This is a genomic window from Falsochrobactrum shanghaiense (genome assembly GCF_003149535.1).
GTDB lineage: Bacteria > Pseudomonadota > Alphaproteobacteria > Rhizobiales > Rhizobiaceae > Brucella > Brucella shanghaiense.
On sequence record NZ_QGDB01000008.1, the window covers coordinates 65,748 to 92,146 of the forward strand.

A 26,399-nucleotide genomic window follows, 5' to 3' on the forward strand; every position below is an offset into this window, starting at 1 on the left:
GGGCTGTCAGTGTGACGTTTTCATTTTGCGGGACGAAGCGAAGCGTTGAGCCTCCCGGTCGATTGATTTTGCTCCTCGCTTTTCGGCTTGGACAATCTTCCTGGCAACATACTTCTTGGCACGCTCGGTCATAGTACGAGGGACGGGAATACCGTGTTCTCTCATTTTGCTATGCGCCCATTTTTCAGCCTGAAATTCCTCTACGTGACGTGGCAACCTCGTTCCGCCGAAGTGAAGATGAGCATGGGCGCACTCGTGTAAAAAGATGTAAAGGCTTTTGCGTGTTATTGGTCGCGGGGCCTCTATCCGGCGTATCTTACCGCCATATGCAACCCCCGACAGGCTTTTCCTGAATTTTACAGTGTAACCGTCCGGAACATAAGACATGCCGATTTGGTAGAACCTGTCGGCAGCAGCGCGACGCGCAGCTTGTAATTCCAGGCCTGTCATAGGTTTCATGCGAGCCTGGGTGGGTTTATTATCAATCATCAAATACTCCTTGTTTTAAAATGACTGAGCATCAGCTTAAAAATGCTGACTATTAAATTAAAGCATAAAATACTAACAATATCAAATAGTTGGATGTATATAGGCCGCTGAAATGCCCTGAAACAGGTATAAATTACCCTGTTTTTACCCCCTTAAAAATGCAAATAAATGACATATTGTCGCACTTCCTCTGAAGAAGGAATACGAAACATTCAAAGGTCGATTTGACGAACAAAATGGATCGATGAGCCGGCAACGGCTCGGATGCAATGACGAAGGAGAGATAACCTGGACTGAACCGCCCAGCGAGAACGTGCCAGACGAAGCTTGTGGGTACCATTGCCTCAATTCAGGGTAAACTTCAGCGGCGACAACAGGATATGCCGTGATCCTGAGTGCGCTTTATCTGCCGCTGATGATGATGCTCGCGGGGCTGATCTGGCGCGGCGTTGCCTTCGAGTTCCGCTTCAAGGCGGATGAAGCGCATAAGCCGTTCTGGGACAAGGCGTTCATGTGGGGGTCCTATATCGCGACCTTCTCGCAGGGGCTGGCGCTCGGCGCTTTCATCAACGGGTTCAAAGTCAGCGATGGCACTTATGCCGGCGGGTTCTTCGACTGGCTCTCGCCATTCAGCCTGTTTACCGGCTTTGCGCTGCTGATCGGCTATGCGCTGCTGGGCGTAACCTGGCTTATCATGAAAACCGAAGGCGCGTTGCAGCAGCGCATGCGTGCGCTCGGAAGGCCGATCACCCTGGTCGTCCTCGCAGCAATCATTATCGTCAGCCTGTGGACGCCATTTGCCCATGCCGACATTGCGGCCCGCTGGTTCTCCCTGCCCAATCTGTACTTCCTTGCTCCGGTTCCGGTGCTGGTCGTTCTGGCGACATGGGCGCTTTTCAAGTGTATGGATGGCGAGAACCATGCCGCGCCATTCTTCCTCGCGCTGTTCCTGCTGTTCCTCGGATATACCGGGTTCGGGATCAGCCTGTGGCCCAACATCATCCCACCGGCAATCTCGATATGGGATGCCGCTGCCCCGCCGCAAAGCATGGGCTTCACACTGGTTGGCGCATTGTTCATCATTCCCTTCATTCTCGCCTATCCGATCCAGGGATACGCGGGCAATGTCGTCGTCGGTGACGAGGTTCATCTCCGCGCGGATGTGAGTTCTTGCTGAAGCGCGACTTTTGTGGTTCTGACATGCCACGGAACTTTCATCCAGCGGTAGCTAGAGCCTCGGCAGTTTTACATAGGCCAAATGGCGGGGTGGGAGCAACCGGCGGCCGGAAATGGTTGTGATCGTCCGCCCGTTCGGCGATGGTATTGCGGACATAATTGAGACCGAAAAGCAGGCTCTTGTTTAGTAGCTCCTCGCGCATCCGCACACGGAAGTCGTCGGATTTCAGAATTGAAAATGCTAAGATGAGCGACCCGAAAGCCTTCATGAACTTCGCTGCTCTTGTAGCCATTGCGGCTGTCACGGTCACCCAGATACTGCGTGCCCGCGACAATCCGTCAGGACAGGTACTGGCCGATACCTTTGATCCCGATGAGAGACCCTTGCTTCTCGCCATCTGCAAGGGCTACGAAGGCGAGGTTCCAACCTCGTGCCCCAGAAAAACCCTCATCCGCCGGACCCTTTTATATTCAAAGTCGAACGTCAAAGAATGGGTTTGCCGCCGGTAACCGCGATGGTCGCGCCCGAAGTGTAGCTCGATAGCGGATCGGCCAGCATAACATAAGCAGAGGCCAGCTCAGCGGGTTGCGCTGGACGTTTCATTGGCGTTTGCTGGCCAAACGATGCCACAGCTTCTTCCGGCAGTGTGGAGGGGATCAAAGGCGTCCACACGGGGCCCGGTGCAACTGCATTGGCACGAATGCCTTTCTCCGCCAGCAATTGTGCAAGACCTGCCGTAAAATTTTGAACGGCGCCTTTGGTCGTCGCATAGGCGAGCAAAGTCGGATTAGGCATATCCGAATTAATCGAAGCCGTATTTATAATGGCTGCACCTGGCTTCATGTGCGGCAACGCAGCTTTCGTCAAATAAAACATTGCGTGGATATTCACGCGAAAGGTCATGTCCCATTCCTCATCGCTGATATCCTCCAGCTCAAAAAAACTTGCCTGATGCGCCGCGTTATTGACCAGAATGTCGATCTGTCCAAATTCATCTACCGCGCGTTGCACGATTTCCCGGCAATTCTCGGCACGCTGGATATCACATTTCATCAAGATGGCTTTGCGGCCCTCTGCCTCAATCAATGAACGGGTTTCGAGTGCATCGGCCTCTTCCTGAAGGTATGCAATAAGCACATCAGCACCTTCGCGCGCGAACGCAATTGCAACCGCTCTACCGATGCCGCTATCGCCGCCCGTTATGATCGCTTTGCGGCCCTCAAGCTTGCCGGATCCTTTATAAGATTTCTCACCGTGATCGGGCTTCGGAGTCATACGCTCGGTCAAGCCCGGCATAGATTGATGAGGCGTGTCAAATGGCGGCACGGGGTATTGTTTATTCATGACAGTCTTCCTTCCTTAGCGAGACTTGCTGAGGATCTAACCATCAGACACTGACTGGGTTCCCTCGGAGCTAATAAAGCATGGGGTATTGACGAAAAAGTGCTTCCGCGATGACAGCAAGATGGTGGCCGTGTTGGCTCAGTACAAAACCGGCAAAGCCTATATTGCTCGCTGAGGAATTGGCGGGCAGCGCGAAAACAAATGGCGGTCCACTCTTTTCAAACGCTTCGACAAGCGGCAGCACCGCTGCCGGTTCAATCGTGACGTCCAATATAGCTGCGTCGACCATACCACTTTCGAGGTAGTAAAGCTCATGCTTCGTCGAATGAACAGGGCCGATGATGACGGGAGAATAAAGCTTTTGTGAGATTTGTCAGACACGAAAAAAAGCCGTCTTCAAAAACCAGGATATGTTTGTCAGTAAATGAATGCATCCTAGGAAGTGGTTTCCTAACATAATCAAAGCCGTTCGACCGACCTCACGCCGCTTCTGGATCAGGCTGATTGATGCCTTCAGTACCGGAGGGACTGTTTGCAGCTTGGATATGGTCAGGTAGACCCGATAGCAGCAGTTGCAACCACGACCGGGTCCTTATCAGGCTTACTACGCAGTGTAGCCCTCGGTATCGGTGATCGTCGCATAGGCAAAGCCGAGCGCCGACATCATGGCGGCATGGACGGAGGCCGCTGGAACGATAACGCCCTCATGTTCCAGATCGCGCGTGGCGCAGGCATCCTGAACGACGGTCGTCTTGTACCCGAAATCACTGGCGGCGCGCGTGGTCGCGTCGATGCACATATGGCTCATCGCGCCGACAACCACGACATCCTCGATCCCGTCAGCGTCCAGGATTTCCTTCAGCTCTGTCTTAAGGAAGGAGTTCGGGTAGTTTTTGACCACGACCGTTTCGCCCTCACGCGGCGCCACGACCGGATTGATCGTGATGCCCTCGGAGTCAGGCGTGAAGAACGGTGCATCCGGGCTCGGGAAGATGTGCTGGACGTGGATGACGCGGTCGCCCTTCTTGCGGGCTGACTCGATCACCCGGGCTGCATTCTCAGCGGCCTTGTTGATGCCGACAAGTTCATACTTCCCACCGGGAAAATAGTCCTTCTGGAGATCGACGACGACAATAGCGCGTTTGCTCATGGCTTGACCTTTCTCTGGGTTGTTCAAGTTGCAATGACTGGACAATAGGCATTGGTCTGATCTATGCCCATTGGCGATATCGACATAATCAAGGGTAATAGTGACAAATGACTGCTGAACAGGAGACAGAAGTCGGTCTGCTGATCTATCCGGGAGCGCAGATGTCGGCAGTGCTTTCGATGGCCGATCTCTTTCTGGTCTCCAACCGGTTCTCATCGCCGCACGCCAAATCCGAACCGAACCGGATCGCCGTCAGCCATTGGCGCACCGAGGCGGAAGGAAGCCTGCCGCAGCGGGTCCATAACACCGGCTCATCTACCCGCGCGGGCCCCGATGTTCTGATCCTGCCGCCCAGTCTGGGGGTGCCCGTAACGGCCGGGATCGCCGCTCCCTATCTCGATTGGCTGCGTGATCGCTATGCGATGGGCGCCATTCTGGCCTCGGTGTGCGCCGGCGCGTTCCTGCTCGGAGAGACCGGCCTTCTCGACGGTCGGCCATCGACGACGCACTGGATTCTTGAAGGCCAGTTTCGCGACCGCTTTCCGCGCGTGCCGGTCGACGTGGACCGACTGCTGATCGATGGCGGCCAGATCCTGACGGCTGGAGGTGTCATGTCCTGGACCGATCTATGCCTGCGACTGGTGGAACGCCTGCGCGGCGCGGAGGTAATGACCCAGACGGCGCGGTTTCTGCTGGTCGATCCGCCGGGGCGCGAGCAACGCTATTATAGTATCTTCTCGCCACGCATGGGCCACGGCGATGCCGCAGTGCTGGAGGTCCAACGCTGGCTTCAGGAAACCGAAGCGAAAGATATTTCATTAAAAACGCTGGCGGCGAGGGCAGGGCTCGAACGGCGCACGTTCCTGCGCCGCTTCCGCAAGGCGACGGGCATGACCACGTCGGAATACGGGCAGCGGCTGCGTGTCAGCAAGGCCTGTGAACTGTTGCAGTTCAGCGTCCTCACGGTCGACCAGATTGCCTGGGAGGCGGGCTACGCCGATCAGGGAGCCTTCCGCAAGGTCTTTGCCAAGTTCATCGGGCTGACACCAGGCGAGTATCGCCAACGTTTTGGTCACGCCGTCTGAGGCGCGGGCAGCCTATCGCCGCGCCAGTGGCATGTTTTCATGCGGCCGTAGGATGATGTTTGCGCTCGGCCGGATAGCCTACTTCGCTGAGCGCGGCGAGAAGCGCCTGCTCGTCCGCCTTTGTGGTGACCATTACGTTACGAGCAGGTGGATCGGTGACGATCTGCACGTCCTGCGTTTCTGGGGTCAGCTCGAAGATGATCCGCCAAGAACAGACCTGCCTGATCCCGCAAGCGGCGCGACGTGACAGCGGCTATCGCGATTATGACGATGCCGACGTCCATCGCCTGTGCTTCATCCGTAGCGCGCGATCCGGGCTTCACCCTTGAGCAGATTAGCGACCTGCTGGCCCTGTGGAGCGACCGCACGCGCCAGCGCCGACGTGAAGGCATTGGCCCTCGGTCATGTCGATGCGCTGAAACAGAAGCAGGCCGAGATCGCGGCAATGATCGCGACGCTGGAAAACTTCGCCAAACGCTGTCATGGCGATGATCGGCCTGACTGCCCGATCATCGAAGGGCTGACCGAAAACGATAGTGGCCTGCCTGCCAAGTCCAAGCCTCGCCGCTTCGGCAAGGTGGGTGAATTGCGAGCCTGATCCGGCCTGGCTTGCGAGTGATTTCGGTTCCAGTCGCCGACACGCGACAATTGTGGTTCAGCTTATAAAGCTTGGCCAAAAACTCACCGACGATGCGGTAGCCAATGAGCCACGTCATCTTGACTATGTACGAAGTTTTTATCGTGACTCATTCAATCTTGCTGATATCGACGAAAGACTACCTCTTGAACCTTCCATGATGCGAACTGCAAAATGCCGCAGATGATGATCGCGAAGACTTTTAATGAGAACGCCATCGTTCAGAATATATTTTCCTCATAAGATAGACCCGGTTCGGGGGAGGGTGTAAAGCACGAGCAGTATTTTTGCTTTTGTGGTGGGAGGAGGTGGAATGAACGCGATAGTATCAAGTTCCGCCCGGATACGTCCGAAGTCGTATATCGTCGTTATGCTCGTTCTGGGCTTTACGCATCTTCTGAACGACTTGATGCAGTCCCTGATTTCCGCATCCTATCCCATCCTCAAAGATGCCTATGCTCTCGATTTTGTGCAAATCGGGATGATCACCCTCACCTTCCAGATTGCAGGGTCTTTGCTTCAGCCCGTCATCGGGATGATTACTGACAAGCGTCCGGCCCCTTTCTCGCCTGTAGCGGGAATGATGTTTACGCTATCTGGACTGGTCAGCCTTGCATTCGCGCATAGTTATGCAGTCATTCTTGTCTCTGTTGCGCTGATCGGCATTGGATCGTCGATTTTCCATCCGGAAGCTACACGCATGGCTCGATATGCGGCTGGCGGACGCCAGGGTCTTGCGCAGGGTATTTTTCAGGTAGGAGGACAAGCAGGCGGTGCACTTGGACCTGTTCTGGCCGCCTTGATCATTGTACCTTTGGGACAGCAAAGCCTTGCCTGGTTTGCCGTCGTGGCCTTGCTCGCGATGTCGCTTCTTCTCTGGACAGGCAGCAAGCAAAACGAAATTCGGGCGGCATTCATTGCTATGCGTACTGGCGGCAGCACAAGCAGCGAACATATCCGTCATGCCCCTGCCACTATCGCAGTCGGACTCGTCGTATTGACTTTCCTGATGTTTACGAAGAACGCATATGGGGAGAGTTTTCGCTCGTTCTATACGTTCTATCTGATGGATAAATTCGGGCTATCAATCCCGTCTGCACAAATGATGCTGTTTATCTTTCTGATGGCCTCTGCGGCGGGAGCTTTGATCGGCGGTATCGTTGGAGATAGGATTGGTCGTTATAAGATCATCTGGATTTCTGTGCTGGGGCCACTCCCGTTGACCTTGATGCTTCCCTATGTCGATCTTTTCTGGACCGGGGTGCTGACCGTTTTCATCAATCTGATCATGGCAAGTGCATTTGCATCGATCCTCATCTACGCGATGGAACTTCTGCCCAATCGCATAGGGCTTATCGGGGGTCTCTTCTATGGCCTGAATTTCGGGCTTGGTGGCATTGCGGCAGCTATCCTTGGAATACTCGCTGACCAATATGGTGTAGAGACAGTATATCGATTGTGCTCCTATTTGCCATTATTTGGGCTTTTGACCTGGTTCTTGCCCAGAATAAATGAAAACCCGTCGACGCATTGAAAAATGTCGGATTCATTGAGTGCTGTCAGAGCCCTGATTTTATCGGACCAGATCGCGCAGCATTTTCATCATACCTCTTCCATTACCGGACCAAGTCAAAGCTTCTTCCAGCATGGGGAATGACCCGCACGAAAGATGGTAATCTCTGCTTAGAGCCCGACTCAAAATTCTAACCTTGCGATACGGCGTGTCATTCGTCTGATGGATGATATGAACATCCAAGCCTCTGACGATGCAATGGAGGCCTCCCAATCTTTTGCCAACCGACGGTAGCGGTTAAGCCACGCAAAGGTCCGCTCAACGATCCATCTTTTGGGCAGGATTACAAAGCCTTTGGCCTGATCAGAGCGCTTGACGATTTCGATCGCGAGCGCTTCGATATGTGCTACAGCGGTTGTCAGCTTTTCGCCAGCATATCCGCCATCGGCGAAGAGTCTCTTCACGGAGGGATAGTTCGCGCGGGTTCGCTCGATCAGATCCGGCGCGCCGTCCCGGTCTTGAACATCGGCACCATGCACGATGCCTTCCAGCATATTGCCGGTCATATCAGCTACGATATGGCGCTTGCGCCCTTTTATCTTTTTACCTGCATCATAGCCTCGTGGACCGCCAGCTTCCGTCGTCTTGACCGACTGGCTATCAATAATAGCGGCTGTCGGCTCCGCCTTGCGACCTTCCGCCAGGCGTGTCACCGCAACCAGCATCTCATTGATAAGATCAAGCAATCCGCTGTCTCGCATCCGGTAAAAATGGTACTGCACCGTCGTAAACGGCGGAAATTCCTTCGGCAATTGCGCCCATTGGCAACCCGTCGTCGCGATGTATTGGATTGCGTTCCACAACGTGCGGGAATCGTGCTCGCGCGGACGACCGACTTTGCTCATCGGCTGTAAAAGCGGCGCAATGATAGTCCACTCATCGTCCGTGCAATCGCTTGCGTAACGCAAGCCTCGTCTGGCAAAGTCACGCCGAGTGGTTTCAGTCCAGGCCATGTGATCCTCCGTAGTCTTGGTAAACCACAGAGAATCATAAGCTACTGAAATCGCTCAACTTAATTTTTGGTTCGGCTCTTAGGCTTGATTTTGATCTTGGTGCCTGATCCAAAATGAATGCAAGCAAATTAAACTCTTGCGATGCGCAGGGCAAGTAGGCGGATGTTTGCGATGCCTTCAAGGCAGTGTAACTAGCTTATTTATCACATCCTGATCCGTTTCAGCATTGGGCAACTCGGAGTTAAGTTCAACCGCTCCTCAATAAAGCCAATAAATTGGTGTGCATGCAAATGCGCGGGATGTGGCGATGTCAAATAATATAATAATAACATTTTTTTGGAGAAGCCAGCCCAAGTGCATCATACCGTTGGTGAGGTTATCTGATTATGTTGCTTCCTGCAAAAGTCTGGCAAAGACCTCTGCTGGTGTTTGAATCCGAGACATTTGCGCGGGGTCGCATTGAGATTATGGGCGAGAGCGGTCAACAGCGCCTGATTGACCGGCGCCAGATCAGTGTTGGCGGGCAAATACCTCGAATGCGCTTCTGCCACGGTACGTTTGGATCGCAAAATCAGCTTCTGTGACGCTGACCTTGTTGTGGCAGGAGTATCGCGCCGCTTTCCGCAGGACTAACCCGAAACTATTGTCGACCGCCTCTTCGACCTGTGGGAAAAGGACTGGGTAAGGTCTCTGGCAAGTCCAAAACCGCCGAGGCGATCCGCTAGGCGCTCACCCCGCGCGAGGCCATGGAGCACTTCCTCACTAATGGCCGGGTCGAAATCGACTCCAACATTATTAAGTGCGCGATCAAGCCCCAGACAATCACGAGGAAAAACAGTCTGTTTGCCGGAAGCGAGGGCGGCGGACGGACGTGGGCCGCCCTGGCGACGCTTCTCCAGATATGCAAAAGGACCTCAATTTCGAGGCCCTGACGGCGCTACGTCGATAATGCCTTGTCGTGATCATATTCACCATCACATCACTGGCCACGGGAATTGGTAGCAGTCTGCAAATCAGCTCGATCCCGAACACCGAGCGGTGTACATCGATGAAGGGATCATCGCTGCAGTGGGCGGTCGTGCTTCTCCGATAAAGTCGGGATGGTTCAGATTGACATCCCGACTATTTCGAACTGATCGCAATTACTGTTTGATCAAGCCAGGAAGAGAGTGCCTGCATCTCTGCAGGCACTTTCCAGCCCGGATCAATGCCCTCCATATTCGGAAGCTCATGAGCGATACCTTTATGGCAATCGATACACGTGGCCTGCCCCGACAAGAGGTAGCGCGTATGGATCATCGCCGCGCGTGAAGTCTGCTTCGACAAATCCATCGCTACTGAGGAGTGGCAATTGCGGCATTCGAGACTGTCATTGGCTTTCAGCCGGTGCCATTCATGCTGGGCAAGTTCCAGACGCTTGTCCAGAAACTTCCGGCGCGTATTGATCGTGCCGAATATTTTGCCCCAGACCTCCTTTGAGGCCTGCATCTTGCGGGCGATCTTGTCGGTCCATTCGTGTGGAACATGGCAATCGGGACAAGACGCCCGTACGCCGGAGCGGTTCGAGAAATGCACCGTGCGCGTCAGCTCCTGATAAACATTGTCCTGCATTTCATGGCAGGAAATGCAAAACCGTTCGGTATTGGTCACCTCGAGGGCCGTATTAAAAGCACCCCAGAAGATAACCCCGCCTACAAATCCGCCCAGTGTCAGAAAGGCGAGGCTGAGCGTCGCCGCGGGACGCCTGAGAAAATCCCATAGCCAGGCGACAAGCTGTTTGATCCTGTGCATCGCCTAGTTTTCCCCCGCATGCTTCACGCCCATCTCGCTCATGTCGCGAAATGTATTGCCTATAAGCGGCACGGTATCCGCTTGCGGCACATGGCAGGCGGTGCAGAAGTAGCGGCGGGGCGACACATCCGCCAGCATTTGCCCTTCGCGCGTAATGTAATGCGTCACGCTGACCATCGGCGCGCCGGAACTTTCGGTAAATTCGCGCCGGTGGCAAGACAGGCAGCGATTGGTGTTCACCGAAAGCTGGTAGCCTTCGATCGAATGAGGGATAACAGGAGGCTGGTCAGGATAGGCGCGCATCTTGCGAATGTCATCAACAACCCATTTGGGAACAGGTTTGGCGGGGGGGTGCTCCGAAAAGTTCACATTCCCCATGGTTTCGATACGCATCTGCGCCAGAGCGACGGACGCGCTCGTTGCCGCCAGGGCAAACGCCACGAGAACGAGGCGCGATTTCAGATGCGGACAATCTTGACTGCGCATTTTTTGAAATCCGTCTGCTTCGAGATTGGATCGGTTGCGTCGAGGGTTACTTTATTGATCAGCTTGCTGACATCGAACCATGGAACGAAAATGACGCCTTTGGGCATTCGATTGCGTCCGCGCGTCTCAATGCGGGCACGCATTGCGCCGCGCCGCGACTCGATCGTCACTTCGGCACCCTGATTAATACCCCGCATGCGGGCATCGTCCGCATTCATGAAACAGACCGCGCCGGGAAATGCCTTGTAAAGCTCCGGTACACGCATCGTCATTGAACCGGAATGCCAGTGCTCCAGAACCCGGCCCGTCACGAGCCACAGGTCATATTCCTCGTCGGGGCTTTCTGCAGGCGGCTCATAGGGCACGGCGATGATCTTCGCCTTTCCGTCCGGATTGCCGTAAAATTTCACGCCTTCCCCGGCTTTGACATAGGGGTCATAACCCTCCCGGTAGCGCCACAGGGTTTCCTTGCCATCAACCACCGGCCAGCGAAGGCCGCGCTCCTGATGATAGGTATCGTAAGGAGCAAGGTCATGGCCATGCCCGCGACCGAAAGCGGCATATTCCTCAAACAGCCCCTTCTGAAGATAGAAACCGAAGTCTTTTGCTTCCTGATTGTCGTATTCGGCATCCATTTCCGACAGGGGGAACTGGTCGACATTCCCGTTTCTGAAAAGAACATCGTAAAGTGATTTGTTTTTATAGTCTGGATTTTGCGCAAGAATTTCCGCCGGCCAGACTTCATCTGTTTTGAAACGCTTGGAGAACTCCACCAATTGCCACAGGTCGGAGCGCGCCTCGCCCTGAGCCTGCACCAGCTGATGCCAGACATGGGTGCGGCGCTCGGCATTTCCGTAAGCGCCTTCTTTTTCCACCCACATCGCAGCGGGAAGGATCAGATCGGCATTGACCGCTGTGATGGTTGGATAGACATCGGATACGACGATGAAATTTTCGGGATTACGATAGCCGGGATAGGTCTCATTGGCCGTATTGGGCGCCGCCTGAAGATTATTATTGACCTGTATCCAGTACCAGTTGAGCTTGCCGTCCCTGAGCATCCGGTCCTGAAGGACGGCATGATAGCCCGGCACGGCAGGCAGAAGCCCGAAGGGCAGTCTCCAGATTTCTTCCGCAGCCTTGCGATGGCCGGGATTGGTGACCACCATGTCGGCGGGCAGGCGATGGGCGAAAGTACCCACTTCACGGGCGGTTCCGCAAGCCGATGGCTGGCCGGTCAGGGAGAAGGGACTATTGCCCGGCTCGGAAATCTTGCCGGTCAGAAGATGGATATTATAGACCATCTGGTTGGCCCAGACGCCGCGGACATGCTGGTTGAAACCCATGGTCCACAGCGACATCACCTTGACGGAAGGATCGGCATAAAGCTCGGCCAGCTCCTTAAGAAATTCCGGTTCCACCCCGGAAAGCTCGGAGACCTTTTCCAGCGTATATTCCGACACCATTTCCTTGAAGGCTTCAAAATCGATCGGCTCCGTCTTGCCGGGATCGGCGGCGTTGGCCGCTGCCTGTTCCAGTTCGTGTTCGGGACGCAGGCCATAGCCGATATCGGTTACACCCCTGACGAAGACCGTATGCCTGTCGACGAAATCCCTGTTTACCCGGTCGGTCGTGATGATATGGTTGGCGATATAGTTGAGGATCGCCAGATCGGTGCCGGGCTTGAATACGACGGGTATATCGGCGAGGTCCATGGAGCGGTGGGTAAAGGTCGAAAGCACCGCGCAGCGCACATGCGGATGGCCAAGACGCCGGTCTGCAACCCGTGTCCACAGGATGGGATGCATTTCGGCCATGTTGGAGCCCCACAGCACGAATGCGTCAGCGGCTTCAAAATCGTCGTAGCAGCCCATCGGTTCGTCCATGCCGAAAGTGCGCATGAAAGCGAAGGCTGCGGACGCCATGCAATGGCGGGCATTGGGATCAAGATTATTGGAGCGGAACCCCGCACGCATCAGTTTGGTTGCGGCATAGCCCTCAAAAATCGTCCATTGTCCGGAGCCGAACATGCCCACGGCTTCCGGTCCCTTGTTCTTCAGCGTCGCCTTGAGCTTTTCCGCCATCACGTCGAAAGCTTCATCCCAGCTGACGGGTTCGAACTCGCCATTCTTGTCGAATTTGCCGTTGACCTTGCGCAACAAAGGCTGGGTCAGGCGGTCTGCGCCGTACATGATCTTGGAAAGGAAATAGCCCTTCACGCAATTGAGGCCGCGATTGACCTCGGCCTGCATGTCGCCATGGGTGGCGACGACCTTGCCCTCCTTCACCCCGACCATGACGCCGCAGCCGGTGCCACAGAAGCGGCAGGGTGCCTTCGACCATTTGATCTCGAGCGCGCTGACGCCGCCCGGAATAGACTGGGCCGCGGCGGGCGCCGCAATGCCAGCGGCGGCGGCGGCGAGGGCGGCGGCATTGGCTTTAAGGATTTCGCGGCGCGTCATCAAACTGGTCATGATGCACTTTCTTCCTCGTCGCAGATTTGTTCATATACGAGATTGGCGCTCAACACTCCCTCAAGGAGATTGATCCGCATCAGCCTTTCACCCAGCACGCCCGCGCTCGGCCCTTCGATGACGGCAACGATCTTGCTGCCTTCTGCCGCGTGGACCTCCACCCCCTCCATATCGTCAATATGGACGCACACTTGCTCCCTGTGCCGTGGCAGCACGGAAATGACGGCGCTTGAAATATGATGTCTGAGGGGAAGCCTGTCGGCGAGGCCATTGCCGCGGAGCAATTCACGACGGGTTATGCCTGAACGCTGTTTCATGGCACCTCCTAGTGAAATCCGCCCGAAGGCGGGCCCGGAGGGCCGAAAATGATCTGCCACATCCACACCAGAAAGCCATAGCCGCCGACAACCCCAACGGCGAGGATGGGCCAGATTCCAAAAGCAAGGACGAGAAAAGCGATTAGCTCGCGCCGTCGCTGCGCGGGAGGCCGGGGGGAAGAAGCTTTGTCTACATGGACCTGGGTCATGATTTCCTCATGGGCCTGGGGATGTGATATTCAGCTTATATTCAAGTATAGGCGATAGTTTTGCGAAATTGCAAGGCTAATACCATTTTCTTTCGAGACTGATTCTGCGATCTGCTTGCCGTGGCAGCAGGAATTGTTGAAAACTTGCAACAAAAACTCGCCGCTCGCTCTGTTCGCTAAAACCGGCACGTTTTAGTTGGCGTTTTCGGCGCTACTTTCCTTGCGGCGCCTGTTTGCAGCGCGTGAAGCAGCTCACAAGGCCCTGGCTCTCTCTACCCAACCCGCTAAAAATTATGAGCTCTTTGTGTCAGCGCAAAGAAGAACTCTCCCATCCGGATAATATCTGACCGAGAGATATGCCTGCTTGGTGCATCAAACAATGTGACAGCACCGTGCCTGGTAAGGCTCGCTTCGTGCTGAGCTGATTTTTGCAACGCAACCTTAAGAGATTCCTTGTTCGCAAAGGGAAAGCCCGAAGTAACTTTCACCCGCTGGATTGGCTCGCAGAAACACCTTGTGTCAGATCATCGTGTTCATATCGACGTCAGCTAAATATCATTACGTGTTTGAGGAGCCGGCTAAAGGCCATGTTTGCGTTTTGGCGCGAGCGTTTGGTTGATCTGTACGGTACCACGTTCAAAAGCCAGCGCGCAGCCGGAAAGGCGAAATTTTCGCGCAGGTTGTCGACATCATATATCTTGACGCCGTGCCCTTCGCGATTTTCGATAGTCATGCCCAGATGATCGAGTTCGCCGCCGGGGAAGATATACTTTACCAATGCAAAATGCTCATCGTTTTTTCGCTTGAATGCTTTTTTATTTTTCTTCATTCGCCGTTTGAGCGCGGGATGCGATTATAGAAAATAAGTAAATAAAAACAATATGTTATTAAAAATCAGATAAGACCAATTATGGAACTTACATTATAACGCAGATACAGCCCACCACACCAACTGATTGCCAGTCGGAATCTCGTCAGCCTCAAAGCTCGCTACCTCCCGAGAGAAAAATTGATCGAAACACCGTCAGATAATTGAGTTTATCGTAGTCAAATGCGTGCACAATAATGATTGGATCCAATGGGTCGACCTGTAAACACGCGTTATAAAAATGGCCGACCGTCTAAGTAAAAATCCCTTCACCGTCTGCACAGGAAGGGACTTTTCGCTTAGCACAGACTGAATCTATCTACGGTAGGCTAAACCGCTCCAAATTCTACCCTCGTCTCGGTGACGACCGCCGTGCACTGCACCGATATAGGCGGCCCCTGCGGCAACCAAGGCTGAAGCAGCCAAAAGGAAGGCGCTCAGAATGCCAGCTATTTTGGTCTTCTCAGCAGTCTCCAATGCTTGTGCTTTTGCTTCCTCAAGCGCCTTGCTGGCTTGTTCTTTTGCATCATCAATTTGCTTTCGCGCTTCATCGAGCTTCTTCTGCGCTTCCGCTCTCACGGTCTGGACCCGCTCGATTGTCTGATTGACGCGATTTTGGGCGTCGGTCTCACTCATTTCCGTTTGAGCCGTAACCTGACGGACGAGCCAAGCTTTATCTTCGTCGGTTATCTGGCCTGTCGAGAGCAGGTTGGAGAAAATGCTGCCTGCCTGTCGGGTGAAATCAGCAGCATTTTGACCCTCCGCACCAGATGTGGGTGCTCTATCATTTCGCAGCAACGTATCTGTAAAGTAGTCGACGGGATTAGCCTTCAATCCCTGGGGAAGCATTTGCTCAATGGAGGGTGCTGCTGCTTGCCCAGTGCCTTGGATAATGCCGCCGGCCGCACTGCCAGCCCCAGATATTAGTCCTCCAGCCAATTGGCCCGCTCCTTGCGCCGTTCCTCCAATGACGGTTCCTGCTGTTTCTGCGACAGTTTGGGCAGCGCCTCCAACTGCTTTAACGCCGCCAGATAAAATTGAAAGTGCAAATAGCGCAGAGATTAATGTTCCCAAGCCCCAAACAGCCAGACCGTTCAAGCCATCACGAACGGTCAGTTCGTCCCGAGTAGCGGTACCCGCAGGTCTTCGCATGCGGCCGGCGATATAGCCTCCCAGCATATAAGAACCAACCATCGAGATGATGACAAACAGCGCAGTAATGACCAACCACGCTATGCTTATATCGCCTCCGTTATCCAACGATATCGAACTAAGACCAAGTCCGCTCGCGAAAGTTGTCAAGACTGTCATAGTAGCCGATGCAACAACTGTTCCTGCAAAAATTGCCGGCCAGTCTACATATCCGCGATCACCGTCGTTCTGTACTGAAGTTTGATCAACCATTAGCGTAACCCCAGAAATGACAGGATAAACAAAACAATCACAACCAGTCCTACAAGATAGATTATTGAGTTCATTATCGTCTCTCCTTTGTAACGGATCGTACTAATGAACAATTCTTGAGGATAAAAAGTTCCAGGTTTTTAAAGATGCTAACTAAATAAGCTGCGCGGCCCAGTTTCAGTTTTTAGGGAACATATCTTCCGCGAAATAGTTCGATTGGCTTCGGTTAAGAAGGAAAACGACTATGAAGTTAATATTGCTTGCTTTTTCGACCTTATTGCTAGCGCCAACACCAGTTTATGCACAGTCGACCGCTGAAAAAACTGGCGTCAACTCGCTGATTGGAACAGCACCCACCACGCAGGACTTCGTGACGCTTAGCGGAAGCAGTGACATGTTCGAGATCGAATCGAGCAAGCTCGCGCTGGATAAGGGTGATCCTGCGACCAAGAGCTTCGCCCAGCAAATGGTTACCGATCACGAGAAAACGTCCGCCGAACTCAAGGATTTAATCGCTACGAAGGTGAAGTCAGTTAAAGCTCCCGCGGCACCGACGGAAGATCACCAAAAAATGCTAGACGATTTGAAAAAACTTCAAGGCGATGAATTTACCACGCAGTATCGAAGCGATCAGGAATCGGTGCACGAAAATGCTGTCGATCTATTTAAGCGATATGGAGAAAACGGCGATGATGCTGACTTGAAGGCCTGGGCAAATGCTACTCGCCCGACCCTTGAGCATCATCTGAAGATGGCTAAGGAACTGAATGAATAGAAATATTGTGATGCGGCTGCGCCCGGGAAAGGGGAGCTCCTTGGCGGCGCACGGAGGTTAAAAGTAAGCGCCGTCTGCGTCCCATTGGGTCCGCTGCTTTTTGAGCATGGTTTCTCATGCGAGAAGGCTTCCAGACGTATCTGGAAGTTGAATGATGGATAATGGATTTGTTGGTCGCTATGAGGTCGTTGAGCCGCGCCGCGGTAACCGGCGATGGCCGGATGACGTGAAGGCTCGCATTGTCGCGGAAAGCCTTGAGCCTGGTGCGCGCGTTGTGGATGTCGCGCGTCGTCACGGTGTTGTAGCAAACCAACTTTCCGATTGGCGACGTCAGGTGCGCGACGGCATTCTGGCCCTGCCGTTTGCGGCGGCAACGACGCCGTCGTCGCACGATGGTGCCGAGCCCGCATTCGTGCCTCTGGCAATCGCTGCGGAGCCGCCTGAGCCTGGCAATCCTTTGTCGCTGCCAAAGCTGGCCTGCGACAGGCCGCAGGCGGGATCAGCGGTGTTGACGTTGGAAATTGGCTCAGACGTCGTGATGCGGATTCCTGGCGATGTGCCGGTGGAACGGGTCGCTGCTGTGGTTCGCGCTGTACGAGGAGCGTCATGATCGTCGCTGGCCAACGCTTGCCGATCCTGATCGCGACGCGGCCGGTTGACTTCCGCTGTGGGCATCACGCGCTGGCTCTGATGGTGCAGACCGAGTTGAAGCTCGATCCGCATTCCGGGGTGACGGTGATCTTCCGGTCGAAGCGCGGGGATCGCCTGAAGATCCTGGTGTGGGATGGCACAGGGCTGGTGCTCATCTACAAAATTCTTGAGCATGGAAACTTTGCCTGGCCCAAGGTTCAGGATGGGACGATGCGTCTTTCCAGGGGTCAATATGAGGCTTTGTTCGAAGGTCTTGACTGGCGACGGGTCATGGCGCAACGGGTGAGCGCGCCGTCGGCGGCAGGGTGAATATCCGGCGGTCTTTGCATTGTTTTATTTGGCTTTTTTGTACTGCCTTGCTATAAAGCCGCATGTCGTCGCCACTTGATCTCAGCCTGTTTCCGGACCTTCCGCCAGAGGTTGTCAAAGCCTTTGCGGCGATGCAGTTCGAGCTGTCGGTGGAGCGTGCCGCACGTCAGCATGAGCAGGCTGTGGTTGCCGAAAAGGACGCCTTCATCGCCGAGCTGAAGGAACTGATCGAGAAGCTTGAGGGGCAGGTTCACGACTATCGGCGCACGAAGTTCGGGCCGAAATCGGAAAAGCTCGATCCGGCGCAGATGGAACTGGCGCTGGAAGACCTTGAAACGGCGATCGCCGAAACACAGGCACGGATAGCTGCCGTCGAGAAGAAGATCGAAGCCAGCGCATCCGATCCGGAAAAAGTCGCTCCTCGCCAGGAGCGTAAGGCCCGTGCACTGCCCGAACACCTGCCGCGGGTCGAGCGGGTGATCGAGCCCGGGAGCATCGTTTGTCCCTGCGGTTGTGGCAACATGGTGTGGATCGGCGAGGATCGGACGGAACGGCTCGACCGGGTCCCGGCGCGCTATGAGGTGATCGTCACGATCCGCCCGAAATACGCATGCCCCAAGGGTCGAACGGGCGTCATTCAGGCCAGAGCGCCGGCGCATCTTTTGGAAGGGAGCTGGCCGACGGAAGCCCTTCTGGCTGAGATTGCCGTCTCCAAGCATTCCGAACATATGCCGCTCAACCGGCAGGCCGAAGTCATGGCGCGACATGGGGTACCGATAGACCGCACGGTCCTTTCCGATTGGATGGGGCGCACGGGCAGCGAAATCGCACCGGTGGTCGACCACATGGCAAAACGGCTGCTGTGGGAAAGCACGCGGCTCTATGTCGACGAGACCACCGCCCCGGTTCTGGATCCGGGACGAGGCAAGACGAAGACGGGTTATCTCTGGGCCGTGCTGCGCGACGATCGTGGATGGAATGGCTCTGCGCCGCCGGGCGTGGTGTTCCATTATCGGCCTGGACGTAAAGGCGAATATGCCGCTGAAATCCTCAGCGGGTTCAATGGCACGATCCAGGTCGATGCCTACGGTGGTTACTCTCACCTCGCCACGTCGGACCGGGTGGGTGGCGACCCGTTGAAGCTGGCTTTCTGTTGGGCGCACGGGCGCAGAAAGCTGATCAAGGCCACGCCAAAGAGTGGATCGCCCATCGTCGACGAGGCGCTGTTGCGGATCGCCGCGCTCTACAAGATCGAAGACAGTATCCGGGGCTCAGATCCCGAACATCGTCGTGCAGTCCGACAGGACCTGTCCCTCCCGTTGGTGGACGCGTTCTTTACCTGGATCGCAGCCCAGGCTTCGCGTGTCTCACGCAAGTCTGACCTCGGAAAAGCCCTGGCCTATATGCTGACGCGGCAGGACGGCTTCCGGCTGTTCCTGGACGACGGCCACGTCGATATCGACTCCAACCTCGTGGAAAACGCGATCCGCCGACCGGCGATGAACCGCCGCAATGCGCTCTTTGCCGGGCACAACGAAGGGGGCCGTAATTGGGCCCGGTTTGCCAGCCTGATCGGCACTTGTAAAATGAACGGCGTCGAGCCCTATGCCTACCTGTGCGACCTCTTCACCCGTCTCGCAAACGGCCACCTCGCCAAAGACATCGATGCCCTGATGCCATGGGCATACGCCGCCCGCATCAAAGCCTCACAATGAGCTCGCCAGATACTATCCGGTGAGCTCACATCCGGCACGCTGGTAGCTTTGCACCGTAGCCAAAATTGTAAAATCAATGGGGCGTAGACGGCGCATACGGTTAAAATGGAATACCGGGATAAAAACGTCTTTAATAAGTGGAAAGAAACACCAGATAACGGCGTCAAGGTTGAAACCGATTTTCGGTGCTACGCCTTTCTGCTTGTTCCATCGTCGGGAGATGACAATGAATTGGCTCTCAAACGTGGAACGGTTCTGGTATCTGCCCGCTCAGAAGCTGACGCAAGGGTAGTAGCCACTCAATATGAGACGGCTGCTCTCCCTGGACAAGTGGCGATTGGAGACGTTGACCTTACAACCAACGAATCAAGTGCCTTTCGCGACGTAAAGTCCTATCAGGTCCACCGTGTCAGCGACGAACCGATCAATGTGCCGAGAGGCTTGATCGATATGAAAGAAGGCGACTTCGAGAGTTGATTGCGTCCGGTGCGGCTCGCACAGAAGTCAGTTTTTACGTCTGTCGCCCTTCGTCTAACTGCTGCGCATGCTCTTGTTCAATGCGCTCCAGGATCGCAAGAGCCTCTTTAGCCACATCTTCTGTAAGCGAAACTTGAAGCCGACCTTTAAATGTTAAGGGCTGTCTCGTTGCCTTGTCTACGATAGACCAGGTGCCGTCGCCTTTGTGTAGCATCTCATAAGTGGTCACCATTTCTATCTCCCAAAAAGATCAATGCAATGCCCTGATTTCAATTTTCACTGCCTCACCGATCCGAATACGAATCCAACAACAATTAGTGCTAGGATAAACAAGCAGAACAAAAAGGCTGGGCGTTTTCGCATGCTTCCGTTTCGCCCGGAGGAATGAGTGGATTCCTCGGAATCCCACCCCCGGAGGCCGGACGCGTGACTGGAGGCGTTACTTTCAGTGGCTTTTGTTGGATTTCCGTCTGATCGCGGTATTGCATCGTTATCCGGAAATGAGGATCCTCCAGCTTCTGCGTCGGTTTCCATCGGTGCCGCTGCCGGATCAAAGCCAGGAACTTTATCCCCGGTCTCGCCTTTTTGGACAGATCCCCTTATACGAGCGCCAGCGCTTTTCTTTGGTGAATTAGTTTTCATCACTAAGATCCTCCGTGGTCCAACTTCTCGCCGGATCAAATGTTCCCCCGAAAAGCAAAAAGTATAAGCATACGGAATTGGTTACGTGCTGGTCAGGGAACAAATGCCCATTCGCAAATGTGGCACCGTTACCTTAATCAAAGCGTAAACATCAGCAGCGATAATAGGGTATGACAGAACCTCGTGCCTCGCTTTATCGTCGCCATCGCTATCCAGCTGAGATTATTGCTGAGGCGGTGTGGTTGTATTTCCGCTTTCCACTGAGCTTTCGTATGGTCGAAGATATGCTGGCTTATCGCGGGATATTCGTCACACATAAGTCAGTTTACGAATGGGCGGAGAAATTCGGACGGGCTTATGCCAGTAATATCCGTCGTCGCACACCGCGCCTTGGCGATAAATGGCACTTGGATGAGTGCGTAATATCTATCAAAGGTGAGCATCACATTCTTTGGCGAGCGGTCGATCAGGACGGTTTTGTGTTAGATGTTTTGGTCCAGAAACGCCGCAATACCAAGGCCGCCAAGCGTTTTATGTGCAAGCTTCTCTCTGCTCAGGGCTGTGCACCGCGGGTTATGGTCACCGATAAACTGCGCTCGTATGGCGCTGCGAAACGAGTGATAGGCCTTAGCGTTTGCGATCATCGCCAGCATAAGGGTTTGAACAATCGGGCAGAGAATTCGCATCAGCCGATCCGACGACGCGAGCGGGTTATGAAGCGCTTTAAATCGGCGCGACATGTGCAAAACTTCACGTCGATACATGACCCGATTTACAATCTTCATTATTTCCCACGCAACCAAATCAGTTCAGCCAATCACCGAGAGCTACGACAAGCCGCCACTGACATGTGGCGTGAAATCTCGTGCCTGAAATCTGCATGACAGAGGCCACAAAGAATGAGCCATGTCTGCACTCTCGTTAAAGTAACAGTGCCTGACCCGCTGGTGATGTGACACGCGGGTCAACCTGAAGTTCATCCCACAAGCAGATGGCTCATCGCCGGGTCGGGAATGACGACGATGCGGCTGCCATCTCTTGCCTCGTCGTGAAGATGGATCACATCCTGATTGATGAGCCGAATGCAACCTGAGGAAACGGCCTTCCCGATGCTGAACGCCTCAGGCGTGCCGTGTATCCGATACAGCGTGTCCTTCCCGTTTTCATGGATATAGAGGGCGCGAGCACCGAGTGGATTTTTGAGTCCGGGATCCATGCCTCCATTTGCAATGCTGTAGGGCTCCAGCCCTGGCTGCCGCGCAACCATTGAATCAGGCGGTGTCCAGCGCGGCCATTCCCGCCTGTAAGCCATTATGGCCTCCCCAGCCCAGGCGAACCCCTCCCGTCCTACTCCGATTCCATAGCGGGTCGCGCGGCCACCTGCCTTAACGTGGTAGAGATATTTGGCTGGCGTATCGACGACGAGGGTGCCTGGCTTCTCGTTCGTCGGATAGTCCACCTCGGTTCGCCAGAACTGCGGCGGTAGCTGGCTGATGTCGACCTCCGGGATCGGAAACCTCTCATTGGGCATTGCATAGTACATCGGCGGCACCACCGGCGCAGGCGCTGGCGGAGGTTCGGCGATCGTCACGACGGGCGGCGGTTGGGTCGATACACAGCCAGAGACGGCGATCGCCCCTACACCAAGGATGAAGGAGCGCCTTGGCAAGCCTGCACCCACCCACCGTCCATTTGAGCTGCTCGTTCTCTCTTCAGTCTGACTGTCATAGGCCATGTCGGTACTCTCTGTTAATCTCGCGGGCTGCTTCCAAGCCTGCCCGCCTTAGGGCAACCTTAAGTGACGAATGGCGGAGGCCAGTGCGCCGTGGAGCCACCCGCTCAGGCCGCGCGGGCCTCTGCGATCGCCTTCTTCAGCCCCTTCTCATCCAGCACACCTGCGAACGTGGTCCGGCCGATGACGAAGGAAGGCGTACCTGCGAAGTTGAAGGCGAGCGCCTGGCTGTAGTTGCGGTCGAGCAGCCCCGAGATCTTGGTGCTGTGCTTGTTCACGGCGGCAGCAATTTCCTTCATCGTGAGGCCGGTGCTCGTGAGCGCCTTCTCCACGGCTTCTTCAGTCAGTTTGCCCGTCGTCTTCATCAGCGCCTCCATTGCAGGCTCGTACTTGCCGATCTGGGCGGCTCCGAGAACTGCCTGGGCAGCAAAGATCGAGGCACCGCCGAAGACGGGCCAGTCCTTCAGCACCAGCCGGACATTGCCGTCCTCGCGAACGACCTTCTCGAGCATGGGATGGATCTTCTTGCAGTAGGGGCACTGGTAATCGAAGAATTCGACGACCGTGACGTCCCCTTTGGGATTGCCGAGAACTGGTGCGTCCGGATCATGGAAGACGGTCTTTTCGGTGATCTCCTGGCCGAACGCCAGGCGCGGGAGGACGGCAGCCACTGCGGCAGTGCCCGCGGTGACGGCGAGCAGGTTTCTGCGGGTAATCATTCATACTTCTCCTTTTCGCGATTCTTCAGGTCCGAGCACGACGACCTTGGAGCCCTTCGGCACGCGGCGATGCAGGTCGATGATGTCGTGGTTCAGCAGCCGGATGCAGCCGGACGAGACCGACTTGCCGATGCTCCAGGGTTCATTGGTCCCGTGGATTCGATAGAGCGTGTCCTTGCCGCCCTGGTAGAGGTACAGGGCACGTGCTCCCAGAGGGTTCTTGATGCCACCCTCCAGGCCCGATGCTAAAGGGCCGTAGCGCTCCGGATTGCGCTTGATCATGTTCTGGGTGGGCACCCAGCCCGGCCACTGCGCCTTACGGGCGATATCGGCCTCGCCCTCGAATTCCATGCCGGCCTTGGCGACGCCGACGCCGTAGCGCATCGCCTTGCCACCCTCCATGACGAGGTAAAGAAAACGGGAGTGGGGATCGACCACGATAGTGCCTGCCGGATAGCCGGTCTTGTAGTCCACAACCTGGCGGACATTCTTCGGATCCATCTTGGAGACGTCGACGCCGGGGATGGTTTCGTCTCCATCCTTGATCGGCGCATACATACTGGCCAACGACGGGTCCGCTTTCGGGGCTTCGACCTTTGCGGGCTCCGCGGCGGTCTGCGCGCAGGCCGACAACCCCATGACGAAAAGCGAGGCGGTCAACGGTCGCCACAGATCGGCCGCTCGGGCAGGGATCATTCGGATATTCCTTCTTCAGATTTGAGTTCCTGGATCTTCTGCGCGAGAACCTCGCGGGAAATCTCGCCGAGGTGAGAGCCGGCCAGCGTGCCGTCGGCTGCTAAGAAGAGTGTTGCGGGCAGACCGACCGCCGAATAGTGGCGGCTGAGCAGAAGCTGCGGATCGAGCACCGCCTGCGGCAGATCGAGGTTCGCACTCCGGAGGTAGTCAGCGATCTTGGCCGCCTGCTCGCCCTGGTTTGCAAAGACGAAGTCGACATCGGCCATGTTGGCAGCGAGTTCCGCCATCATCGGCAGTTCGCGGCGGCAAGGCGGGCACCACGTCGCCCACATGTTCAGAACCGTAGGACGACCGTTGGCACCGATCCCTCTTTCGGCACCATCAAGTGTCCGGAAGCTGGAGGTGACGGGCGCTAGCTGCGGGTCAGAATAGGTCAACGCCAGCGTCGCCGCTGTCGCAACCATGCCAGCGGCAAGGCTAGCCACGGCCCATCCGACAAGCTTTCGGCTCTTCAGGAACAGCAGGACCAGCACCACGGCGACGCCTGCGGCCCCTCCGCTCCAGGAGAACCCGCCTTGCCACACCGCAAGGATCCGCCAAGGCTCCGAAGCGAAGCTCCCGGCATGCTGCAGAACATGCCCCAGGCGCGCCGCCGCCAGTCCGACCAGAGCCGTCCAAGACGACCAGCGTCCGAGCCTGTCGTCGACCCGGTGGGCAAGAACGGACGCTGCAGCGAGAAACACGACCATGCCCACGATGGCAGCGAAGCGCTCGGCGTCGAACGCGAAGGGACCGAAGGAGACGGCGTTCATCGAAGGGCGCTCTTGGCTGCTGATGCAGACGTCGTAACGGTGTCTGCACTGATCTCTCCCACCAGCCTGCTGTCGGCAATCTCATCGTTGTTGCCGTCGAGGAACAGCATTGTCGGGGGCCCGACGACCTGAAGGTCCTTCATCAGCGACTGGTTGGCCTCGGTGATCTCACTGAGATCCACCGAGATCAGGCGGATGCCGTCCAGCGCGTTCACCACCGTCGGGTCCGGAAAAACGGATCGCTCGATCACCCGGCAGGTGACGCACCAGTCGGCCGTGAAGTAGACAAGCGAGGGGGTGTCTCCCGCGTCGGCTGCCAGCAGCGAGGACAGTTCGGAGGAGGAGGCAGCGAACTGGAAGGAATCCTTGTCAATCGCTTTCGTTGGTGTTGCGTCTCCGGAGCGCGCGACAGTGATGGGCGCGAGAGGCTTCAGAGGATCGGTTGCGCCCGAAAGGCCGCCAATCGCTAGCATGACGCCGTAGAGAGCGGCCAACATGCCAGCAGATTTGGCAAATCGTGCAGCGCTGCCGGCCTCAGGTCTCATCTGATCGAAGGCTCCGATGAAAACCCCGAAGGTGATCGCCAGGATAGACCACAACAGAAGACCAGTTCCGGCAGGCAGCAGACGGTCCACGAGCCAGACCGCGGTGGCGAGGAACAGGAAGCCGAAGACCTGCCGGACCCGTTCCATCCATTGTCCTGCACGCGGAAGCAGGCCCGACCCGAAGGTCCCCATCAGGATCAAGGGGATGCCCTTGCCGATGCCGAGCGCGAACAAGGCCGTCGCGCCGAGGACGACGTCTCCGGTCTGCGCAATGTAGAGAAGCGCGCCGGCGAGCGGAGCCGTAACGCAAGGTCCGATCACCAGAGCGGATGAGAATCCGAGCGCTGCCGAAGACGCCAGTGAACCTCCTGAATCGCGGCGTGGGGCGAGCCGGTTCCTGAGAAAGGAGGGAAGCTGGAGTTCGAATATCCCGAAGCTTGAAAGTGCCAGAGCCACGAAGATGGCTGCAACGACGAGTGTGGCAGCGGAAGACTGGAGCGCGATCTGGAAGCTCTGACCCCACCATGCAGCGACCACGCCGAAGAGACTGAAGGCAGCCGCCAAAGAAAGGACGTAGGTTGACGACAATACAAATCCACGTCCAGCCGACAGGCTCTCGCCCTCCCTCGAAAGGGTCGCGGCGAGGATAGGGTACATGGGAAACACGCATGGCGTGAAGGCCAGCAGGACGCCGAGCCCCATGAAGCCGGCGACCAGCAACAGCACTCCACCGCGATCGAGCAGAGATCCCACGAGTCCGTTGGAGGACTGGTCAGAGATACGGATTGCAGCCGTGTCGGCGGGTTCCGGCGCGGCTTTGGACACCAGAGGAAAGGCTGCCTGTGACTGAAGCGCAGTCTGAAGACCAGCCGGTTTTTTGCTGGCTACAGGCGTCAACGCAGCAGGGTCGAGATCGACCGTGGTCGGAGGATAGCAGAGACCGCCATCCTGGCAGCCCTGGTAGGTGACCTTGACGAAACCAGTGATCGGTCCGGCGATCGTTGCCGTAGCCGTCCCATAATAAACCTCGGTGCTTCCGTATCCGGGATCCTCCTTGATGACGCCCGGCGGGGTTGTCATTTCGAGAGGTCTGCCGTCGGCGTCTTTCACACTCAGGTATTCTCGGTAGAGATAGTAGCCGTCTTCAAGCTGCCATCTTAATGCGATGTCAGGACCGTCGCGTCCTGCCTCCATGCGAAAGGCCTGATCCATTGGAAGCGGCGGTTCGATAGCTGACGCCACCGCCGAGACGGCTAAGGCCACGATGAAAGATGAAACCGACAGGAAGAAACGCAAGGTCCGCTCCGTTGCTTGGGTTGGAGCGGCGGTCTCTCCTCCCAACCTTAAGGCAGCCTTAAGGTAGCCGGCG

Annotated in this window: 29 protein-coding genes and 3 pseudogenes; 13 read left to right on the plus strand and 19 right to left on the minus strand. The window is 55.9% G+C overall.

Going from position 1 to position 26,399, the window contains the following annotated elements; all coding sequences use genetic code 11:
* Nucleotides 1-6: 6 nt before the first annotated feature.
* Nucleotides 7-489, minus strand: coding sequence for a hypothetical protein (locus tag DKP76_RS16620; RefSeq protein ID WP_109707808.1), 483 nt, complete (start codon nucleotides 487-489; stop codon nucleotides 7-9).
* A 385-nt stretch (nucleotides 490-874) separates the two neighbouring features.
* Between DKP76_RS16620 and DKP76_RS16625 the strand changes: the two genes are divergently transcribed.
* Together DKP76_RS16625 and DKP76_RS19480 are read left to right on the plus strand one after the other, a co-directional pair.
* The gene (locus DKP76_RS16625; protein ID WP_280953584.1) at nucleotides 875-1,666 is read left to right on the plus strand and encodes a cytochrome d ubiquinol oxidase subunit II; all 792 of its coding nucleotides are present in this window, start codon (nucleotides 875-877) and stop codon (nucleotides 1,664-1,666) included.
* Between the two features lie 245 nt (nucleotides 1,667-1,911).
* The gene (locus DKP76_RS19480) at nucleotides 1,912-2,175 is read left to right on the plus strand and encodes a hypothetical protein (RefSeq protein WP_199224841.1); all 264 of its coding nucleotides are present in this window, start codon (nucleotides 1,912-1,914) and stop codon (nucleotides 2,173-2,175) included.
* On the opposite strand, the gene DKP76_RS16640 is transcribed toward DKP76_RS19480, so the two are convergent.
* The 3 genes from DKP76_RS16640 to DKP76_RS16650 all read right to left on the minus strand — a co-directional run bounded on the left by DKP76_RS16640 (nucleotide 2,150) and on the right by DKP76_RS16650 (nucleotide 4,160).
* On the minus strand, nucleotides 2,150-3,010 hold the full coding sequence (locus DKP76_RS16640; protein WP_109707810.1) for an SDR family oxidoreductase: 861 nt from the start codon (nucleotides 3,008-3,010) through the stop codon (nucleotides 2,150-2,152). The two genes, DKP76_RS19480 and DKP76_RS16640, sit on opposite strands and share 26 nt — an antisense overlap.
* Before the next feature lie 70 nt (nucleotides 3,011-3,080).
* Nucleotides 3,081-3,299, minus strand: coding sequence for a response regulator (locus DKP76_RS16645; RefSeq protein WP_109707811.1), 219 nt, complete (start codon nucleotides 3,297-3,299; stop codon nucleotides 3,081-3,083).
* A 315-nt stretch (nucleotides 3,300-3,614) separates the two neighbouring features.
* Entirely contained in the window at nucleotides 3,615-4,160 is a 546-nt protein-coding gene (locus DKP76_RS16650; protein ID WP_109707812.1) for a cysteine hydrolase family protein, read from the minus strand.
* A 107-nt stretch (nucleotides 4,161-4,267) separates the two neighbouring features.
* On the opposite strand from DKP76_RS16650, the gene DKP76_RS16655 reads away from it, so the two are divergent.
* From DKP76_RS16655 to DKP76_RS16665, 4 genes and pseudogenes are all read left to right on the plus strand, one after another.
* Nucleotides 4,268-5,245 (plus strand): GlxA family transcriptional regulator, encoded by a 978-nt coding sequence (locus DKP76_RS16655; protein WP_109707813.1) that lies wholly within the window; start codon nucleotides 4,268-4,270, stop codon nucleotides 5,243-5,245.
* A gap of 52 nt (nucleotides 5,246-5,297) precedes the next feature.
* Entirely contained in the window at nucleotides 5,298-5,492 is a 195-nt protein-coding gene (locus DKP76_RS19075; protein WP_146198940.1) for a hypothetical protein, read from the plus strand.
* Nucleotides 5,443-5,843, plus strand: a pseudogene (locus tag DKP76_RS16660) (MerR family DNA-binding protein). Before DKP76_RS19075 ends, DKP76_RS16660 begins: the two are co-directional and overlap by 50 nt.
* Before the next feature lie 352 nt (nucleotides 5,844-6,195).
* Nucleotides 6,196-7,416 (plus strand): MFS transporter, encoded by a 1,221-nt coding sequence (locus DKP76_RS16665; protein ID WP_109707814.1) that lies wholly within the window; start codon nucleotides 6,196-6,198, stop codon nucleotides 7,414-7,416.
* 161 nt (nucleotides 7,417-7,577) lie between these two features.
* Here DKP76_RS16665 and DKP76_RS16670 read toward each other — a convergent pair whose 3' ends face one another.
* On the minus strand, nucleotides 7,578-8,408 hold the full coding sequence (locus DKP76_RS16670) for an IS5 family transposase (RefSeq protein WP_109707815.1): 831 nt from the start codon (nucleotides 8,406-8,408) through the stop codon (nucleotides 7,578-7,580).
* 384 nt (nucleotides 8,409-8,792) lie between these two features.
* Nucleotides 8,793-8,979 (minus strand): annotated as a pseudogene (locus tag DKP76_RS19880) (IS30 family transposase); the annotation flags it as partial.
* A gap of 71 nt (nucleotides 8,980-9,050) precedes the next feature.
* Between DKP76_RS19880 and DKP76_RS16675 the strand changes: the two are divergent.
* Nucleotides 9,051-9,328: pseudogene (locus DKP76_RS16675) on the plus strand (IS66 family transposase); the annotation flags it as partial.
* A gap of 202 nt (nucleotides 9,329-9,530) precedes the next feature.
* Here the strand turns inward: DKP76_RS16675 and DKP76_RS16680 are convergent.
* The 7 genes from DKP76_RS16680 to DKP76_RS16710 all read right to left on the minus strand — a co-directional run bounded on the left by DKP76_RS16680 (nucleotide 9,531) and on the right by DKP76_RS16710 (nucleotide 15,957).
* Nucleotides 9,531-10,199, minus strand: coding sequence for a NapC/NirT family cytochrome c (locus DKP76_RS16680; protein WP_109707816.1), 669 nt, complete (start codon nucleotides 10,197-10,199; stop codon nucleotides 9,531-9,533).
* A 3-nt stretch (nucleotides 10,200-10,202) separates the two neighbouring features.
* Nucleotides 10,203-10,592: a nitrate reductase cytochrome c-type subunit gene (locus tag DKP76_RS16685; RefSeq protein WP_109707845.1), complete on the minus strand. Its 390-nt coding sequence runs from the start codon at nucleotides 10,590-10,592 to the stop codon at nucleotides 10,203-10,205.
* A gap of 65 nt (nucleotides 10,593-10,657) precedes the next feature.
* Entirely contained in the window at nucleotides 10,658-13,159 is a 2,502-nt protein-coding gene (napA, locus tag DKP76_RS16690) for a periplasmic nitrate reductase subunit alpha (protein ID WP_109707817.1), read from the minus strand.
* Nucleotides 13,156-13,476, minus strand: a complete 321-nt coding sequence (locus tag DKP76_RS16695) for a chaperone NapD (protein WP_109707818.1) — start codon at nucleotides 13,474-13,476, stop codon at nucleotides 13,156-13,158. The genes napA and DKP76_RS16695 overlap by 4 nt, the downstream gene beginning before the upstream one ends.
* A gap of 8 nt (nucleotides 13,477-13,484) precedes the next feature.
* Nucleotides 13,485-13,685, minus strand: a complete 201-nt coding sequence (gene napE / locus DKP76_RS16700) for a periplasmic nitrate reductase, NapE protein (RefSeq protein ID WP_109707819.1) — start codon at nucleotides 13,683-13,685, stop codon at nucleotides 13,485-13,487.
* Between the two features lie 544 nt (nucleotides 13,686-14,229).
* The gene (locus DKP76_RS16705; RefSeq protein WP_245410259.1) at nucleotides 14,230-14,514 is read right to left on the minus strand and encodes a class I SAM-dependent methyltransferase; all 285 of its coding nucleotides are present in this window, start codon (nucleotides 14,512-14,514) and stop codon (nucleotides 14,230-14,232) included.
* Nucleotides 14,515-14,868: 354 nt separating this feature from the next.
* Nucleotides 14,869-15,957 (minus strand): F0F1 ATP synthase subunit B, encoded by a 1,089-nt coding sequence (locus DKP76_RS16710; protein WP_109707820.1) that lies wholly within the window; start codon nucleotides 15,955-15,957, stop codon nucleotides 14,869-14,871.
* A 244-nt stretch (nucleotides 15,958-16,201) separates the two neighbouring features.
* Here DKP76_RS16710 and DKP76_RS16715 point away from each other — a divergent pair, with 244 nt between their 5' ends.
* The 5 genes from DKP76_RS16715 (at nucleotide 16,202) to DKP76_RS16735 (ending at nucleotide 19,884) form a co-directional block, all read left to right on the plus strand.
* Entirely contained in the window at nucleotides 16,202-16,732 is a 531-nt protein-coding gene (locus tag DKP76_RS16715) for a DUF4142 domain-containing protein (protein WP_109707821.1), read from the plus strand.
* Nucleotides 16,733-16,883: 151 nt separating this feature from the next.
* Nucleotides 16,884-17,342 (plus strand): IS66-like element accessory protein TnpA, encoded by a 459-nt coding sequence (tnpA, locus tag DKP76_RS16720; protein ID WP_109707822.1) that lies wholly within the window; start codon nucleotides 16,884-16,886, stop codon nucleotides 17,340-17,342.
* Nucleotides 17,339-17,692: an IS66 family insertion sequence element accessory protein TnpB gene (tnpB, locus tag DKP76_RS16725; RefSeq protein WP_109707823.1), complete on the plus strand. Its 354-nt coding sequence runs from the start codon at nucleotides 17,339-17,341 to the stop codon at nucleotides 17,690-17,692. Before tnpA ends, tnpB begins: the two co-directional genes overlap by 4 nt.
* Nucleotides 17,693-17,754: 62 nt before the next feature.
* Nucleotides 17,755-19,407 (plus strand): IS66 family transposase, encoded by a 1,653-nt coding sequence (gene tnpC, locus DKP76_RS16730; protein ID WP_109707824.1) that lies wholly within the window; start codon nucleotides 17,755-17,757, stop codon nucleotides 19,405-19,407.
* Nucleotides 19,408-19,512: 105 nt separating this feature from the next.
* Nucleotides 19,513-19,884, plus strand: a complete 372-nt coding sequence (locus DKP76_RS16735) for a hypothetical protein (RefSeq protein WP_109707825.1) — start codon at nucleotides 19,513-19,515, stop codon at nucleotides 19,882-19,884.
* Between the two features lie 34 nt (nucleotides 19,885-19,918).
* Here the strand turns inward: DKP76_RS16735 and DKP76_RS16740 are convergent, their stop codons facing one another.
* Nucleotides 19,919-20,116, minus strand: coding sequence for a hypothetical protein (locus DKP76_RS16740; RefSeq protein ID WP_109707826.1), 198 nt, complete (start codon nucleotides 20,114-20,116; stop codon nucleotides 19,919-19,921).
* Nucleotides 20,117-20,696: 580 nt separating this feature from the next.
* Here DKP76_RS16740 and DKP76_RS16750 point away from each other — a divergent pair.
* Nucleotides 20,697-21,410, plus strand: a complete 714-nt coding sequence (locus DKP76_RS16750) for an IS6 family transposase (protein ID WP_109707828.1) — start codon at nucleotides 20,697-20,699, stop codon at nucleotides 21,408-21,410.
* Between the two features lie 92 nt (nucleotides 21,411-21,502).
* Here the strand turns inward: DKP76_RS16750 and DKP76_RS16755 are convergent, their stop codons facing one another.
* From DKP76_RS16755 to dsbD, 5 genes are all read right to left on the minus strand, one after another.
* A complete protein-coding gene (locus tag DKP76_RS16755; RefSeq protein WP_077549660.1) occupies nucleotides 21,503-22,261 on the minus strand; it encodes a L,D-transpeptidase in 759 nt (252 codons plus the stop codon).
* Between the two features lie 104 nt (nucleotides 22,262-22,365).
* Entirely contained in the window at nucleotides 22,366-22,977 is a 612-nt protein-coding gene (locus tag DKP76_RS16760) for a DsbA family protein (protein ID WP_077549659.1), read from the minus strand.
* A complete protein-coding gene (locus tag DKP76_RS16765; protein ID WP_097142929.1) occupies nucleotides 22,978-23,673 on the minus strand; it encodes a L,D-transpeptidase in 696 nt (231 codons plus the stop codon).
* Nucleotides 23,670-24,485 carry a TlpA disulfide reductase family protein gene (locus tag DKP76_RS16770; RefSeq protein ID WP_109707829.1) on the minus strand — a complete coding sequence of 272 codons (816 nt, stop codon included), beginning with the start codon at nucleotides 24,483-24,485 and terminating at the stop codon, nucleotides 23,670-23,672. Before DKP76_RS16770 ends, DKP76_RS16765 begins: the two co-directional genes overlap by 4 nt.
* The gene (gene dsbD, locus DKP76_RS16775) at nucleotides 24,482-26,326 is read right to left on the minus strand and encodes a protein-disulfide reductase DsbD (protein ID WP_199224835.1); all 1,845 of its coding nucleotides are present in this window, start codon (nucleotides 26,324-26,326) and stop codon (nucleotides 24,482-24,484) included. The genes DKP76_RS16770 and dsbD overlap by 4 nt, the downstream gene beginning before the upstream one ends.
* Between the last annotated feature and the right edge of the window lie 73 nt (nucleotides 26,327-26,399).

Excerpts from the sequence above, each read along its gene's own strand:
- DKP76_RS16620 (WP_109707808.1), bottom strand. The coding sequence starts at position 489 with ATGATTGATAATAAACCCACCCAGGCTCGCATGAAACCTATGACAGGC.
- DKP76_RS19480 (WP_199224841.1), top strand. The coding sequence starts at position 1,912 with ATGAGCGACCCGAAAGCCTTCATGAACTTCGCTGCTCTTGTAGCCATT.
- DKP76_RS16640 (WP_109707810.1), bottom strand. The coding sequence starts at position 3,010 with ATGAATAAACAATACCCCGTGCCGCCATTTGACACGCCTCATCAATCT.
- DKP76_RS16645 (WP_109707811.1), bottom strand. The coding sequence starts at position 3,299 with ATGGTCGACGCAGCTATATTGGACGTCACGATTGAACCGGCAGCGGTG.
- DKP76_RS16650 (WP_109707812.1), bottom strand. The coding sequence starts at position 4,160 with ATGAGCAAACGCGCTATTGTCGTCGTCGATCTCCAGAAGGACTATTTT.
- DKP76_RS16655 (WP_109707813.1), top strand. The coding sequence starts at position 4,268 with ATGACTGCTGAACAGGAGACAGAAGTCGGTCTGCTGATCTATCCGGGA.
- DKP76_RS19075 (WP_146198940.1), top strand. The coding sequence starts at position 5,298 with ATGATGTTTGCGCTCGGCCGGATAGCCTACTTCGCTGAGCGCGGCGAG.
- DKP76_RS16665 (WP_109707814.1), top strand. The coding sequence starts at position 6,196 with ATGAACGCGATAGTATCAAGTTCCGCCCGGATACGTCCGAAGTCGTAT.
- DKP76_RS16670 (WP_109707815.1), bottom strand. The coding sequence starts at position 8,408 with ATGGCCTGGACTGAAACCACTCGGCGTGACTTTGCCAGACGAGGCTTG.
- DKP76_RS16680 (WP_109707816.1), bottom strand. The coding sequence starts at position 10,199 with ATGCACAGGATCAAACAGCTTGTCGCCTGGCTATGGGATTTTCTCAGG.
- DKP76_RS16685 (WP_109707845.1), bottom strand. The coding sequence starts at position 10,592 with ATGCGTATCGAAACCATGGGGAATGTGAACTTTTCGGAGCACCCCCCC.
- napA (WP_109707817.1), bottom strand. The coding sequence starts at position 13,159 with ATGACCAGTTTGATGACGCGCCGCGAAATCCTTAAAGCCAATGCCGCC.
- DKP76_RS16695 (WP_109707818.1), bottom strand. The coding sequence starts at position 13,476 with ATGAAACAGCGTTCAGGCATAACCCGTCGTGAATTGCTCCGCGGCAAT.
- napE (WP_109707819.1), bottom strand. The coding sequence starts at position 13,685 with ATGACCCAGGTCCATGTAGACAAAGCTTCTTCCCCCCGGCCTCCCGCG.
- DKP76_RS16705 (WP_245410259.1), bottom strand. The coding sequence starts at position 14,514 with ATGAAGAAAAATAAAAAAGCATTCAAGCGAAAAAACGATGAGCATTTT.
- DKP76_RS16710 (WP_109707820.1), bottom strand. The coding sequence starts at position 15,957 with ATGGTTGATCAAACTTCAGTACAGAACGACGGTGATCGCGGATATGTA.
- DKP76_RS16715 (WP_109707821.1), top strand. The coding sequence starts at position 16,202 with ATGAAGTTAATATTGCTTGCTTTTTCGACCTTATTGCTAGCGCCAACA.
- tnpA (WP_109707822.1), top strand. The coding sequence starts at position 16,884 with ATGATGGATAATGGATTTGTTGGTCGCTATGAGGTCGTTGAGCCGCGC.
- tnpB (WP_109707823.1), top strand. The coding sequence starts at position 17,339 with ATGATCGTCGCTGGCCAACGCTTGCCGATCCTGATCGCGACGCGGCCG.
- tnpC (WP_109707824.1), top strand. The coding sequence starts at position 17,755 with ATGTCGTCGCCACTTGATCTCAGCCTGTTTCCGGACCTTCCGCCAGAG.
- DKP76_RS16735 (WP_109707825.1), top strand. The coding sequence starts at position 19,513 with ATGGAATACCGGGATAAAAACGTCTTTAATAAGTGGAAAGAAACACCA.
- DKP76_RS16740 (WP_109707826.1), bottom strand. The coding sequence starts at position 20,116 with ATGGTGACCACTTATGAGATGCTACACAAAGGCGACGGCACCTGGTCT.
- DKP76_RS16750 (WP_109707828.1), top strand. The coding sequence starts at position 20,697 with ATGACAGAACCTCGTGCCTCGCTTTATCGTCGCCATCGCTATCCAGCT.
- DKP76_RS16755 (WP_077549660.1), bottom strand. The coding sequence starts at position 22,261 with ATGGCCTATGACAGTCAGACTGAAGAGAGAACGAGCAGCTCAAATGGA.
- DKP76_RS16760 (WP_077549659.1), bottom strand. The coding sequence starts at position 22,977 with ATGATTACCCGCAGAAACCTGCTCGCCGTCACCGCGGGCACTGCCGCA.
- DKP76_RS16765 (WP_097142929.1), bottom strand. The coding sequence starts at position 23,673 with ATGATCCCTGCCCGAGCGGCCGATCTGTGGCGACCGTTGACCGCCTCG.
- DKP76_RS16770 (WP_109707829.1), bottom strand. The coding sequence starts at position 24,485 with ATGAACGCCGTCTCCTTCGGTCCCTTCGCGTTCGACGCCGAGCGCTTC.